This window comes from Kocuria dechangensis, assembly GCF_014636775.1.
Classification (GTDB): Bacteria; Actinomycetota; Actinomycetes; order Actinomycetales; family Micrococcaceae; genus Kocuria; species Kocuria dechangensis.
The window spans coordinates 35,713-49,650 of record NZ_BMEQ01000016.1 but is presented as its reverse complement, the minus strand read 5'-3'; the positions used below and the strand labels follow the sequence as shown (position 1 = coordinate 49,650).

Genomic DNA, 13,938 nt, shown 5'->3' with positions numbered 1-13,938 from the left:
CTCGGCGCTCAGCGGCGGGAGAGGTAGCCCGCCACGAGGAACGCGATCTCCAGCGACTGCATGTGGTTCAGGCGCGGGTCGCACAGCGACTCGTAGCGGTCCTCGAAGGAGGACTCGTCGACGGGGTCGGAGCCGCCCAGGCACTCGGCGACGTCGTCGCCGGTCATCTCCACGTGGATGCCGCCCGGGAACGAGCCGATCGCCTCGTGCACCTCGAAGAAGCCGCGGACCTCGTCCACGACGTCCTCGAAGTTGCGGGTCTTGTACCCGGAGGGCAGGGACACGGTGTTGCCGTGCATCGGGTCGGTGACCCACACGACCTTCGCGCCCGAGCGCTCCACGGCCTCGACCAGCGGCGGCAGCTTCTCGCGGATGTTCTTGGCGCCCATGCGGGTGATGAAGGTCAGCCGGCCGGGCTCGCGCTCCGGGTCCAGCTTGTCGATCAGCGCGAGGGCGTCGTCGCCGGTGGTCTTCGGGCCGAGCTTCACGCCGATCGGGTTGCGCAGCCGGGAGAGCAGGTCCACGTGGGCGCCGTCGAGCTCGCGGGTGCGCTCGCCGATCCACAGGAAGTGCCCGGACGTGCCGTAGGGCAGGTGGGTGCGGGAGTCGATGCGGGTGAGCGCCCGCTCGTAGTCCAGCAGCAGCGCCTCGTGGCCGGCGTAGAACTCGGTGGTCCGCAGCGCGTCGAAGTCCGCGCCGCACGCGTCCATGAACTTCACGGCCCGGTCGATCTCGCGGGCGAGGGACTCGTAGCGGGCGTGGGCGGGGTTCGTGGTGAAGCCCATGTTCCAGGCGTGCACCAGGCGCAGGTCCGCGAAGCCGCCGGTCGTGAACGCCCGGATGAGGTTCAGGGTGGAGGCGGAGGTGTTGTAGCCGCGGACCATGCGGCGCGGGTCGTGCACGCGGGACTCGGCGGTGAAGTCGAAGCCGTTGACCATCTCCCCGCGGAAGGTCGGCAGGGTCACGCCGTCCCGGGTCTCGTCGTTGGACGAGCGGGGCTTCGAGAACTGGCCGGCCATGCGGCCCATCTTCACCACGGGCATGGACGCGCCGTAGGTGAGCACCACGGCCATCTGCAGCAGGGTCTTCACGCGGGCGCTGATCCGGTCCGCGGTGGCGCCCTCGAACGTCTCGGCGCAGTCGCCGCCCTGCAGGAAGAAGGCCCGGCCGTTGGCGACCTCGGCCAGGCGGGAGCGCAGCTGGTCCACCTCGCCGGCGAAGACCAGCGGCGGGACGGCGTTGAGCTCGGCGACGGCGGGCGCGAAGTCGGGGTGGTCGTGCCACGTCGGCTGCTGGTCGGCGGCGAGGTCCCGCCACGCGTCGAGGCCCGGGTAGTCGGCCGCCGCGGGCACGGGGCCGGCGAGGTTGCGGAGGCTGTCGGGAACGGTGAAGTCGAGCATCATGTCTTCCTCGGTCTCGCCCGGGCCGGGCCCGGGCGGGGGTCAGGGTGCGGTGGTCGGTGCCGCGTCGTCCTCGTGCTCGTGCCCGGGACGGTCGCGGTGGGTGAGGGAGTCCGCGGCGTGCTTCGCGGACTGCGCTGCCGTGTGCGCGGCGGAACGGGCCCTGTCCTTCGCAGTGCCCACCATCTCGGCGGCGGCCTGCTTGGCCTCCTGGCGCTTCTGCTCGGCCAGGTGCTTCTTGTGGTCGGAGGCGTAGACGTCCACGTACACCTGGCCGGAGAGGGCCTGGATGGCGTGCACGATCTCGTCCGTGACCTCGCGGAGCAGGGCGTGCTCGTTCTGCCGCCCGGTATATCGGGAGAAGTCCAGGGGCTCGCCGAAGACGGTGGCCACGCGGGCCCGGCGCCGGGGCAGGGGCATCCGCGCGCCGATCGGCTGGACCTTGTCGGTGCCGACCATGGCGATGGGCACGACGGGGGCGCCGGTCTCGAGCGCGAGCCGTGCGACGCCGATCTTGCCCTTGTACAGCCGGCCGTCCGGGGAGCGGGTGCCCTCGGGGTAGATGCCGAGCAGCTCGCCCTCCTGGAGCTTCCGCCCGCCGGCGCTCAGGGACTTCGCGCTGGCCCGGCCGCCGGAGCGGTCCATGGGGATCTGGTTGATCGCGCGGAAGAACGCCGCCATGACGCGGCCCTTGAGGCCGGGGCCGTTGAAGTAGTCCGACTTGGCGAGGAAGAAGACCTGGCGGGGCACGGCCACGGGCATGAACACGGAGTCCGACACCGACAGGTGGTTGCTCGCGAGGATGGCCGGCCCCTGGGGCGGCACGTGCTCCAGGCCGTGGACCTCGGGGCGGAAGGCGACGTTGACCAGCGGTCCGACGACGTAGCGCTTGAGGAACATGTAGACCATGTGGGAGAGGACTCCTTCGTGCTGATCGGGACGACGCGAGGGCCCGTGCCGCTCGGACCGGATCCGGCCTCCGGTATTCTCTCACGTCCTCGCGACGCCCGGCGTCAGGGGGCCCGCCGGGCGGTCGCGGGCTGACATCATGGACGCATGGATCGTCCGAGCTCCCCCGCCGAGCCCTTCCGCTTCGCCGCCGCCGGGCCCGCCGGCGTGCTCGTCCTGCACGGCTTCACCGGCGTGCCCTTCAGCGTCCGCCCGTGGGGCCTCGCCCTGCACGAGGCGGGCGCCGAGGTCGTCGGCCCCCTCCTGCCCGGCCACGGCACCCGGTGGGAGGACCTCGCGAGCACCCGCTGGGAGCAGTGGCGGGACGCCGCCGCCGAGCAGGTGTCCGCCCTGCGGGAGCGGCACGACGTCGTCGTGGTCTGCGGCCTGTCGATGGGCGGGGCCCTGGCCCTGCACCTGGCGGCGCAGCTGCCCGTGGACGGGGTCGTGGCCCTCAACCCGGCGCTGTCCCTGGTGAGCCGCACCGCACGCCTGGCCCCCGCCCTGCACCGGGCCGTGGCCTCCGTGCCCGGGGTCGGCGACGACATCAGCCTGCCGGGGGTCACCGAGCACGCCTACCCGCGCACGCCGGTTGCCGGCGTCGCCGAGCTGGGCCGCTTCATGACCGTCACCCGCCGGATGCTCCCCGCCGTCACGGCGCCCGTAATGGTGCTGCGCTCTCAGCACGACCACGTGGTCTCGGACGCCTCCCACCACCACGTGCTGCGCCGCGCGGGCGGGGACGTGGAGCTGGTGCGCCTCGCGGAGAGCTTCCACGTGGCGACCCTCGACCGCGAGGCGGACGTGGTGCACGCCCGCTCCGCCCGCTTCGTGCGCGAGCTCGTGGCGGGGCGCAATCCCGTGACGGGACGGCCGCTCGAGCGCACCGGGGGTGCGCGGTGAGCGCCCCGCAGGGCCCGGCCGGCGGCACCGGGCCCGAGGACGAGTGGGCGCGGATCGTCGCCGACCTCGAGGACGTGCGCCGCGCCGGGGACCGGCACCTGGGCGGGCCCCGCGACTGGTCCCCGGAGGGCGGCCCCGGCGCGCCCCGGGACGCCGAGGACGCGTCGGTCGCCGGCCCGGCCGACGGGGAGCCGGCGGAGGCGCCCGACGACGACGCCCCCTACTCCCCCGACCCGGGCCCCCTCACCCAGGGGCTCAGCGGCGGCGCGCTGCTGGCGTGGACCCTGCTCGTGGGCGTGCCCGCGCTGCTCGTCGTCCTGGCGTTCCTGCCCGGCCCGCTGCCCTGGTGGGCGCTCGTCACGGGCCTGGTCGTGGTGGTGGGCGCGATCGCCCACCTGCTGCGCAGCCTGCCGGAGGAGCGCGACGAGTTCGACGACGGCGCCCGCGTCTGACGCGGTTCGCGTGAGTCGTCTCACTAGACTGGGCGCAAGAAGCTCGTCCCCCCGATCCGAGGAGACTCCCCATGCGCCACGTCGCCACCGACGCCTTCGTGGACCCGCCCCTGCACACCCGCATCACGGACTTCCTGCTGATGCAGGCCGACCGGCCGGAGGACCCGCACCTGTACACCGTGCTGTCCGCGGACGGCGCCGCCCGCGAGGTGCGCGCCCGCGAGTTCCTCGCCTCGGTGCGGGGCGTGGCCAAGGGACTGGTGGCGGCGGGCATCGGCCCCGGTGACCGGGTCGGCATCCTCAGCCGCACCCGCTACGAGTGGAGCCTGGTGGACTTCGCCGTCTGGTACGCCGGCGCGGTGCCCGTCCCGGTCTACGACTCCTCCTCGCCCCAGCAGATCGCCTGGATCATGGGCGACTCCGACGCCAAGGCCGTGTTCGTCGAGACGGAGGCCCTCGAGCAGGGCGTGCTCGAGGCCGCCCGGGAGACGCCGTTCCACGCGGCGGAGAACATCTGGCGCCTGGACGGCACGGGCTCCGACCTCGACGACCTCACCCGCGCGGGCGCGGACGTCCCCGACGAGGAGCTCGAGGCGCGCCGCACCTCCCGCGGCCTGGAGGACGTCGCCACGATCATCTACACCTCCGGGACCACCGGCCCGCCCAAGGGCTGCGAGCTCACCCACGGCAACTTCGTGCGGCTGTGCGAGAACACGGCCCTCGTGGTCGCCGACATCGTCCACCCCGGCGCCCGGACCCTGCTGTTCCTGCCGCTGGCCCACGTCTTCGCCCGCTTCGTGGAGGTCATCGCCCTCTACACCGGGACCGTCCTGGCCCACACCCCGGACGTCAAGAACCTCATGGCGGACCTGGAGTCGTTCCGCCCCACGTTCATCCTGGCGGTCCCCCGCGTGTTCGAGAAGATCTACCAGAGCGCCCGGCTCAAGTCCGAGAAGGGCGGGACGCTGAAGTCCCTGATCTTCGCGCGCGCCGCGGCCACGGCCGTCTCGTTCTCGAAGGCCCAGCAGGCCGGGCGGGTGCTGCCGCTGCTGCGGGCCCGGCACGCCCTCTACGACCGGCTGGTCTACTCGAAGCTGCGCGCCGCGATGGGCGGGGAGGTCACGCACGCCGTCTCGGGCGGCGCGGCCCTCGGCACCCGGCTGGGCCACTTCTTCAACGGGATCGGCGTGTACGTCGTCGAGGGCTACGGCCTGACGGAGACCACCGCGCCCATCGCGGTGAACACCCCGGAGGTCGGCAAGATCGGCACGGTCGGCCTGCCCCTGCCGGGAAACGAGATCCGGATCGCCGAGGACGGGGAGGTACTGGTCCGCGGCGCCCACGTGATGCGCGGCTACCACGGGCGCGAGGACCTGACCGCCGCGGCGTTCGAGGACGGCTGGTTCCGCACCGGCGACCTCGGCTCCCTCGACGAGGACGGGGCCCTGAGCATCACCGGGCGCAAGAAGGAGATCATCGTCACCGCCGGCGGCAAGAACGTGGTCCCCAACGTGCTGGAGGACCCGATCCGCGCCTCCGCCCTGGTCTCCCAGGTGATGGTCGTGGGCGACGACCGGCCCTTCGTGGCGGCGCTGATCACCCTGGACCAGGACGTGCTCCCGGCCCGGCTCGAGCTCATGGGCCTGGACCCGGCCATGCCCGTGGCCGAGGCGGCCCGGCACCCGAAGGTCGTCGAGCACGTCCAGGAGATCGTGGACCAGGCCAACAAGGCGGTCTCCCGGGCCGAGGGCATCCGGGCGTTCGAGATCCTGGACGTCGACTGGACCGAGGCCTCCGGGCACCTCACCCCGTCCATGAAGATCAAGCGGGCGAAGATCGCCCAGGACTTCGCGGACCGGATCGAGGAGATCTACTCCCGGCCCGCCCCCGAGCCGGCCCCGGCCGGCGCCGCCGAGCGGATCCGGGAGAAGCTCGCCGGCGCCCACCTGCCGGGCCGCGGCGAGGGCTGACCCGCCCGGCGGGCCTCAGCGGTGGGCCTCAGCGGCGCGCCACGAGGGCCTCGGGGGCCAGGGGCGAGTGCTCCGGGACCTCGAGGCCCAGCAGGGCGTTCTCCACGACCTCGCTCAGCGCCGGGTGGATCCAGTACTGGCCGCGGGCCATGGTGTGCGCGTCCAGGCCGAAGGACATCGCCTGCACGAGCGGCTGGATGAGCACCGACGCCTCCTCGCCGATCAGGTGCGCGCCCAGCAGCCGGCCCGTGCCCTTCTCCGCGATGAGCTTGCACAGCCCCACGTGGTCCTCCATGGCCCACCCGTAGGCGGTCGAGCCGTAGTCCTGGACCTTCGTGGTGATCTCGGTGCCGTGCTCCACCGCCCACTGCTCCGCCTCCGCCTGGGTCATCCCCACGGAGGCGATCTGCGGGCTCGTGAACACCGCGGAGGGCACGAACCGGTGGTCGGTGGCGCGCAGGCTGCCGGGGTGCATCAGGTTGTGCTGGACGGTCCGGGCCTCGGCGTTGGCCACGTGCTTGAGCTGGTAGGGCGAGCTGATGTCGCCGAGGGCCCAGACGCCCTCGGCCGGGGTGCCCCCGGCGAGCGCGCGCTGCTGCTCGTCCACGGCCAGCAGCCCGTCCTCCCGGACGTCGAGCCCGGCCGCCGCGACGTCGAGGAGGTCGGTGTTGGGCCGCCGGCCGGTGGCCACCAGCACGACGTCGGCCGGGATCTGCATCGTCAGCGTCGGGTCCTCCGGGTCGGTGAAGGTGGCGGTCACGGCGCCGTCCTCCCCCTCCGCCTCGGTCACCGAGGCCAGGGCCCAGCCCATCTCGAGCTTCCACTGCCGGGCCGCCTCCCGGGCGAAGCGCTCGGCGATCTCGGGGTCGTGGTAGCGCAGGATGCGGTGCGAGCGGTTGACCTGGGTGACCCGTGAGCCGAGGCTCGAGAAGACGTGGGCGAACTCCGCGCCGATGTAGCCGCCGCCCACGACCACCACCCGGCGGGGCAGCTCCTCGATCCGCATGACGGTGTCCGAGGTGTGCACCTGCGGCAGGTCGATGCCCGGGACCTCGGGCAGCACCGGCCGGGACCCGGCGGCGACGACGATCTGCTCGGCCGTCAGCTCCTCCCCCGAGGCCGTGCGGAGGGTCCTGGGCCCCGTGAAGCGCACGTGCTCCGCGTAGACGGTCACGTGGGGCAGCGACCGGCGGTAGTCGAGCCCGCCGCGGGAGATCGCGTCGATGCGCCCGAAGATCCGGTCCCGCATCTCCCGCCAGCGCACGCGGGTGACCTCCGCCTCGACCCCGAGCCGCTCCACCTCGCGGGCGTGCCGGGCGACGGTGGCGGGGTACGCGTACATCTTGGTGGGGATGCAGCCGACGTTCAGGCACGTGCCCCCGAACGTCCCGCCGTCCACGAGCGCCACGTCCAGGCCCTCGTAGTCCTCGGTGAGGATCGAGTTGCCGGAGCCGGAGCCGATGATGATGAGGTCGAAGTGTCGCATGGCGACCATCCTATGCGCGGCCCCCGCGGGCGCCGCTCCGGCCCTGGCGTCCCGGTGGGGGGCGGCCCTACAGTGGTCCGACCGGCAGGCGGGAGGGGCGCCGTGGAGCACGACGGGTGGCGGGCACTGGCCGTCGCGTGGGACACCTGGTGGGTCGAGCACGCCGGGACGGAGGCGCTCGCGCGGCGGCAGCGGGCCCGCCTGGCCGCGCTCGTGCGGCACGCCCGGCGGAGCTCGCCGTACTACCGCCGGCTGTACCGGGACGTCCCCGCCGACGTCGAGGACCCGCGGCTGCTGCCGCCGGTGACCAAGCGCGAGCTGATGGCCCACTTCGACGAGTGGGTGACCGACCCCGAGGTCACCCTGGAGGCGCTGCGCCGGGACTTCCTCGCCGACGGGACCATGGTCGGGCGGCTGTACCTCGGGCGGTACCGGGCGTTCACGAGCTCCGGGAGCACCGGGGTGCCGGTCGTCCTGCTGCACGACCGCTCCTCGTGGACCGTCATGAACGTCGTGGTCCGCGTGCGCGCCCGGCGGAGCCTCCTCACGGCCCGGGACCTGCCGGCCCTGCTGCGGCACGGACTGCGCGAGGCCGTGCTGGTCGCCACGGGCGGGCACTTCGGAGGGGTCGTGGTGGCGGAGGACGCCCGCCGGCGCAGCCGCCTGGTGGCCCGGCGCGTCCGCGTCCTGTCGGTGCTCAGGCCGCTGCCCGACCTCGTCGCGGAGCTCAACGCCTTTCGGCCCACGGCGCTGCTGGGGTACCCGAGCGCGATCGCGCTACTGGCGGCCGAGCAGGACGCGGGACGGCTCAGGATCGCGCCCCTGCTGGCCCTGACCTCCGGGGAGGCCCTCACCGCAGCGGCCCGCGGCCGGATCGCGGCCGCCCTGGGCTGCCGGGTCCTCGAGCAGTACTCCGCGTCCGAGGCGCCGGGGCTGGCCGTGGGGTGCCGGCACGGGACCCTCCACGTCAGCACGGACCGCTACCTGTTCGAGCCGGTCGACGAGCGGCACCGTCCCGTCCCTCCCGGGGTGGTCTCCCACACCGTCCTGGTGACCGACCTGACGAACCGCGTGCAGCCCGTGATCCGCTACGACCTCGGGGACCGGGTGCTGGTGCTGCCGCGCCCGTGCCCGTGCGGCAGCCCGCTGCCCGCGGTGCGCGTGGAGGGGCGCAGCGGCGACGTCCTCGTGTTCCGCGCGGCCGGCGGGGGGACGGTGGCGGTCCTGCCCCTGGCCCTGGGCACCGTGGTCGGGGAGACCCCCGGAGTGCGCCGGTTCCAGGCGGTCCGGACCACCCCGGAGACGCTCAGCGTCCGGCTGGACCCGGAGCCCGGCACCGACCCGGCGGCGCTCCGGGCCGCCGTGGACGCCCGGCTGCGCGCGTTCCTCGCCGAGCGGGGGCTCGGCACGGTCTCGGTGGAGCACTCCGACGAGCCGCCCCGGCCCGACCGGAGCGGGAAGTTCCACGAGGTGCGGTCGGCGTGAACGGGCCCGGGTCCTCCCGCGGGAGGACCCGGGCCCGGTCCGGGACGTGTCCGGTCAGCGGGCGGGCTCGAGCTCCAGGAGCAGGTCCCCGCCGGTGACCTGGGTGATGCCCTTGAGGGCGATCCGCTTCACGGTGCCCCCGGCGGGGGCGGTGATCGAGGCCTCCATCTTCATGGCCTCGATCGTGGCGACCTGCGCCCCGGTCTCGACGGTGTCGCCCTCGGCCACGGTCACGGTCACCGCGCCGGCGAAGGGCGCGGCCACGTGGCCGGGGTTGGCGGCGTCGGCCTTCTCGGTCTCGGGCACCGCCGAGGCCACGGACTTGTCCCGGACCTCGACCATGCGGGGCTGGCCGTTGAGGGTCACCATGACGGTGCGCATGCCCTTGTCGTCCGCCTCCGAGATCGCCTGCAGCGTGACGAGCAGCCGGACGCCCTTGCCCAGGGAGATGACGTGCTCGTGGTCGGAGGTCAGGCCGTAGAGGAAGTCGCGGGTGTGCAGCAGCGCCAGGTCGCCGTACTTGGCCCGGCTGGCCTTGAAGTCCCGGGTGGGCCCGGCGAAGAGCAGGCGATTCAGGGTGTCGCGGCGGGTCGCGGAGTCCCCGGTCAGCGCCGCCGAGTCCTCCGGGTCCAGCTCGGTGACCCCGACCTTCACGTTCCGGCCCTGCAACGCCTTGGACCGGAACGGCTCGGGCCACCCGCCCGGCGGGGTGCCGAGCTCCCCGGCCAGGAAGCTGATCACCGAGTCGGGGATGTCGAACTTCTGCGGGTTCGCCTCGAACTCGGCCGGGTCCACGCCCATGCCCACCAGCTGCAGCGCGAGGTCGCCGACGACCTTGGAGGAGGGCGTGACCTTCACCAGCCGCCCGAGCATCGCGTTGGCGGCGGTGTACATGTCCTCGATGGCCTCGAAGCGCTCCCCCAGCCCCAGGGCGATGGCCTGCTGGCGCAGGTTGGACAGCTGCCCGCCCGGGATCTCGTGCCGGTAGACCCGCCCGGTGGGGGCGGTGAGCCCGGACTCGAACGGGGCGTACATCTTGCGCACCACCTCCCAGTAGGGCTCCAGCGCGCTGGCCGCCTCCAGGGGGATGCCGGTGTCCCGCTCGGTGTCCTCGAGCGCCGCGATCAGCGCCGAGGCCGGGACCTGCGACGTGGTGCCGGCCATCGAGGCCTCGGCCACGTCCACCGCGTCCACGCCGGCGTCGATCGCGGCCATCAGCGTCGCGAGCTGGCCCCCGGCGGTGTCGTGGGTGTGCAGGTGCACCGGCAGCTCGAAGCGCTCCCGCAGCGCGGTGACGAGCTTGGCGGCGGCTCTGGGCCGCAGCAGGCCCGCCATGTCCTTGATCGCGAGCACGTGTGCGCCGGCGTCGACGCACTGCTGGGCCAGCTCCAGGTAGTAGTCGAGGGTGTAGAGGTCCTCGTCGGGGTCCAGGAGGTTGCCCGTGTAGCACAGGGCGACCTCGGCCACCGCGGTGCCGGTGGCCCGGACCGCGTCGATGGCCGGGCGCATCTGCTCGACGTCGTTGAGGGCGTCGAAGATCCGGAAGATGTCCACCCCGGTCGCCGCCGCCTCGGCCACGAACGCGTCGGTGACCTCGGTGGGGTACGGGGTGTAGCCCACGGTGTTGCGCCCGCGCAGCAGCATCTGGATCGGGATGTTGGGCATCGCCTCCCGCAGCAGCCGCAGCCGCTCCCAGGGGTCCTCGCCGAGGAAGCGCAGGGCGACGTCGTAGGTCGCCCCGCCCCAGGCCTCGACCGAGAGCAGCTGCGGGAGGGTGTGGGCGTAGGCCGGGGCCGCGGCGAGCAGGTCGCGGGTGCGCACGCGGGTCGCCAGGAGGGACTGGTGGGCGTCGCGGAACGTCGTGGACGTCACGGCCACGGCCTCCTGCTCCCGCAGGGCCTTCGCGAAGCCTTCGGGGCCCAGTTCCTGCAGCCTCTGCCGCCAGCCCGGCGGCGGGGTGTGCTCGGAGGGCCCGTCGAACGGGGACCGCAGGGGCTCGTCCTGCTTGTCGCCGGGGTAGTGGGGCAGCTTGGTGCGGGGGTCGATGCCCTCCACCCGCTCCCCGTTGGGCTTGTTCACCGTGACCTCGGCCAGCCAGGTCAGGGCCTTGGTGGCCCGGTCCCCGGAGGTCCGGGCCTCCAGCAGCTCCGGGCGGCGCTCGATGAAGTCCGTGGCCACGTTGCCGGCCAGGAACTCCGGGTCGGCGAGCACGGCCTGCAGGAACTGGATGTTGGTGGCCACCCCGCGGATGCGGAACTCGGCCAGGGCACGCTGGGAGCGGTGCACCGCGGTGGGGTAGTCGCGGCCGCGGCAGGTGAGCTTCACGAGCATCGAGTCGAAGTGCGGGGAGACCTCCGCCCCGGCGTAGACGGTGCCGCCGTCCAGGCGCACCCCGGCGCCGCCCGCGGAGCGGTAGGCGGTGATGGTGCCGACGTCGGGGCGGAACCCGTTGGCGGGGTCCTCGGTGGTGATCCGGCACTGCAGGGCCGCGCCCCGCACCGTGAGCTCCTCCTGGGCGATGCCGAGGTCCGCCAGCGTCTCGCCCGCCGCGATCCGCAGCTGGGACTGGACGAGGTCGACGTCGGTGATCTCCTCGGTCACGGTGTGCTCCACCTGGATGCGGGGGTTCATCTCGATGAACACGTGCTGCCCGGCCCGCTCCCCGGCGGTGTCGACGAGGAACTCGACGGTGCCGGCGTTGACGTAGCCCAGTTCCTTGGCAAACTTCACCGCGTCGCGGTGCAGGGCCTGGCGGATGCCCTCGTCGAGGTTCGGCGCCGGGGCGATCTCCACGACCTTCTGGTGGCGGCGCTGCAGGGAGCAGTCGCGCTCGAAGAGGTGGACGATGCTGCCCTCGTTGTCGGCGAGGATCTGCACCTCGATGTGGCGCGGGCGCAGCACCGCCTGCTCCAGGAACACCGTGGGGTCCCCGAAGGCGGTGTCGGCCTCGCGCATCGCCGCGGCCAGCGCCTCGGGCAGCGCCTCGGGGGTCTCCACCCGGCGCATCCCGCGCCCGCCGCCGCCGGCGACGGCCTTGACGAAGATCGGGAACCCGATCCCCGCCGCCTGCCCCAGCAGCTCCTCGGCGTCCGCCGAGGGCTCCGTCGAGGCCAGCGTGGGGATCCCGGCGCGCTTGGCGGCCTTCAGGGCCGCGACCTTGTTGCCGGCCAGCTCCAGGATCTCGGCCTTCGGGCCCACGAACGTGATCCCCTCCCGGGCTGCGGCGCGGGCCAGGTCCGGGTTCTCGGACAGGAAGCCGTAGCCGGGGTAGATCGCGTCCGCCCCGGACTCCTTGGCGACCCGGATGATCTCCTCGACGTCGAGGTAGGCCCGCACGGGGTGGCCCTCCTCCCCGATCTGGTAGGCCTCGTCGGCCTTCTGGCGGTGGATCGAGTTGCGGTCCTCGTACGGGAACACCGCCACGGTCTTGGCGCCGAGCTCGTACGCGGCACGGAACGCGCGGATCGCGATCTCGCCGCGGTTGGCGACCAGGATCTTGGAGAACATCTACAACCGTTCCGCACCCGGCGCGTCCGGCGGACGCCCGGGCACTCATCGTCTGGAGTCGTGCATTCATACGGACGAGGTCAGGATCGCCCCTCGTGAGCCGTGCCACAAGTCAACCACGCCGCTCCGCGGCAGTCCGTGAGGGGCGTCACACAACGGTTCGGCGCGCCGCCTCCGGGTCGGGGCACGGCCCGGTCCGGCCCCTCCCCCGCGCCGCGCCCGGGGCGGGGCCGCAGCCCGGCTAGGATGGGCGCGGACCGTGCCCGTTCCGCCGACCCCCGCTGCCCGGCGGCGGCCCGCCGTGTCCCCCCGTTTTCCCGCGAGCGAAGGGTGTCCCCTCCCGTGCAGATCGTCAGCGTCAGCAGCCTCAAGGGTGGTGTCGGCAAGTCCTCGGTGACCCTCGGGATCGCCTCGGCGGCCCTGGAGGCCGGCGTCCCGACCCTCGTGGTGGACCTCGACCCCCACGCCGACGCCACGACCGGCCTGGGCGTGCACCCGGCCCGCGGCCAGGACATCGGCGAGGTGCTCCGCCGGCCGCGGCGCGGGTCCCTCGACCGGGTGGTGATGGCCTCGGCGTGGGCCGTGCGCGAGGGCCGCGACTCGAAGTCCCTCGACGTCGCCCCCGGCTCGGCGCGCTCCTCCCACCTGGACCGCTCGGAGTACCGGGACCGGGACCTGGGCCGGCTGGAGCGGGCCCTGGCCGACGCCCGGGGCTACGACCTGGTGCTGGTGGACTGCCCGCCCACGCTCAGCGCGCTCACGCGCACCGCCTGGGCGGCGAGCGACAAGGTGCTCTCCGTCGCGGAGCCGTCCCTGTTCTCGGTGGCGGGCACCAAGCGCACGATGACCGCGATCGCCCAGTTCGAGCAGAGCCGCACCTGGGCCGTTCCGGCGGCGGGGGTGGTGGTGAACAAGGTGCGGCACTCCTCCGTGGAGCACAGGCACCGCCTGGCGGAGCTGCAGGAGCTGTTCGGGCCGCTGCTGGTGGACCCGGTCGTCCCGGACCTGCCGGTGTGGCAGCAGGCGCAGGGGGCGGCGTGGCCCATCCACCGCTGGCCGGGCGCCGAGGCGCGGGACATCTCCGGCCGCTACACGGCCATCCTGGAGGGCCTGCTCGACGCCGCGGCCTGACCGGCAGGCGCGTCAGCCCCGAGCCGGCGGACCGGGCTCAGACGGCGCTCTGGCGGCGGGCCCGCCGCGCCGAGAGCTCGTCGTCGGGAAACGGGCTCCCTTTCGGGCCCGGGGCGTCCCCGGCGTGCTCGCCCGGCATGGCCGCAAGGGTGCCCTCGACCTCCCGCCAGACGCGGCCGACGGCGATGCCGAACACGCCCTGCCCGCCCTGGACCAGGTCGATGACCTCGTGCGGGGACGTGCACGCGTAGACGCTGGCGCCGTCGCTCATCATGGTGAGCTGGGCGAGGTCCTCGACGCCGCGGGCGCGCAGCGCGCCCACCGCGGTGCGGATCTGCTGGAGGGAGACGCCGGTGTCCAGGAGCCGCTTGACGATCTTGAGCACCAGGATGTCCCGGAAGCTGTAGAGGCGCTGCGTGCCGGAGCCGGAGGCGCCGCGGACGGTGGGCTCCACGAGCCCGGTGCGCGCCCAGTAGTCCAGCTGCCGGTAGGTGATCCCGGCGGCCTTGCAGGCCGTGGGACCGCGGTAGCCGACCGACTCGTCGCGGACCACGGAGTCGTCGAACAGGACCCCCTGCGTCCCCTGGGAGGGGGGGCTGTCGGGGCCGGGCGTGGGGCCGCCGGGCTGCTCGCCGTTGCTCACGCCGCCTCCTCGC

General features: G+C 73.9%; 10 protein-coding genes. 5 read left to right on the top strand and 5 right to left on the bottom strand.

Going from position 1 to position 13,938, the window contains the following annotated elements; all coding sequences use genetic code 11:
- Window positions 1-8: 8 nt before the first annotated feature.
- Both IEW07_RS13925 and IEW07_RS13920 read right to left on the bottom strand, forming a co-directional pair.
- A complete protein-coding gene (locus tag IEW07_RS13925; protein ID WP_188538254.1) occupies window positions 9-1,403 on the bottom strand; it encodes a class II 3-deoxy-7-phosphoheptulonate synthase in 1,395 nt (464 codons plus the stop codon).
- Window positions 1,404-1,442: 39 nt separating this feature from the next.
- Complete coding sequence (locus IEW07_RS13920) at window positions 1,443-2,309, bottom strand: lysophospholipid acyltransferase family protein (protein ID WP_188538252.1); 867 nt, start codon at window positions 2,307-2,309, stop codon at window positions 1,443-1,445.
- Window positions 2,310-2,456: 147 nt separating this feature from the next.
- On the opposite strand from IEW07_RS13920, the gene IEW07_RS13915 reads away from it, so the two are divergent.
- From IEW07_RS13915 to IEW07_RS13905, 3 genes are all read left to right on the top strand, one after another.
- Window positions 2,457-3,251, top strand: a complete 795-nt coding sequence (locus tag IEW07_RS13915; protein WP_188538250.1) for an alpha/beta hydrolase — start codon at window positions 2,457-2,459, stop codon at window positions 3,249-3,251.
- Window positions 3,248-3,703: a hypothetical protein gene (locus IEW07_RS13910; RefSeq protein WP_188538248.1), complete on the top strand. Its 456-nt coding sequence runs from the start codon at window positions 3,248-3,250 to the stop codon at window positions 3,701-3,703. The genes IEW07_RS13915 and IEW07_RS13910 overlap by 4 nt, the downstream gene beginning before the upstream one ends.
- Window positions 3,704-3,774: 71 nt before the next feature.
- Window positions 3,775-5,673: an AMP-dependent synthetase/ligase gene (locus tag IEW07_RS13905; protein ID WP_188538246.1), complete on the top strand. Its 1,899-nt coding sequence runs from the start codon at window positions 3,775-3,777 to the stop codon at window positions 5,671-5,673.
- Window positions 5,674-5,701: 28 nt separating this feature from the next.
- Here IEW07_RS13905 and IEW07_RS13900 read toward each other — a convergent pair whose 3' ends face one another.
- A complete protein-coding gene (locus tag IEW07_RS13900) occupies window positions 5,702-7,159 on the bottom strand; it encodes a mycothione reductase (protein ID WP_188538244.1) in 1,458 nt (485 codons plus the stop codon).
- A 102-nt stretch (window positions 7,160-7,261) separates the two neighbouring features.
- On the opposite strand from IEW07_RS13900, the gene IEW07_RS13895 reads away from it, so the two are divergent.
- Complete coding sequence (locus tag IEW07_RS13895) at window positions 7,262-8,644, top strand: phenylacetate--CoA ligase family protein (RefSeq protein WP_229741858.1); 1,383 nt, start codon at window positions 7,262-7,264, stop codon at window positions 8,642-8,644.
- 54 nt (window positions 8,645-8,698) lie between these two features.
- Here IEW07_RS13895 and IEW07_RS13890 read toward each other — a convergent pair whose 3' ends face one another.
- Entirely contained in the window at window positions 8,699-12,151 is a 3,453-nt protein-coding gene (locus IEW07_RS13890) for a pyruvate carboxylase (protein WP_188538242.1), read from the bottom strand.
- 342 nt (window positions 12,152-12,493) lie between these two features.
- Here IEW07_RS13890 and IEW07_RS13885 point away from each other — a divergent pair, with 342 nt between their 5' ends.
- Window positions 12,494-13,282 (top strand): ParA family protein, encoded by a 789-nt coding sequence (locus IEW07_RS13885; protein ID WP_188538240.1) that lies wholly within the window; start codon window positions 12,494-12,496, stop codon window positions 13,280-13,282.
- 37 nt (window positions 13,283-13,319) lie between these two features.
- Here IEW07_RS13885 and IEW07_RS13880 read toward each other — a convergent pair whose 3' ends face one another.
- On the bottom strand, window positions 13,320-13,925 hold the full coding sequence (locus tag IEW07_RS13880) for a MerR family transcriptional regulator (RefSeq protein ID WP_188538238.1): 606 nt from the start codon (window positions 13,923-13,925) through the stop codon (window positions 13,320-13,322).
- Window positions 13,926-13,938: the final 13 nt, after the last annotated feature.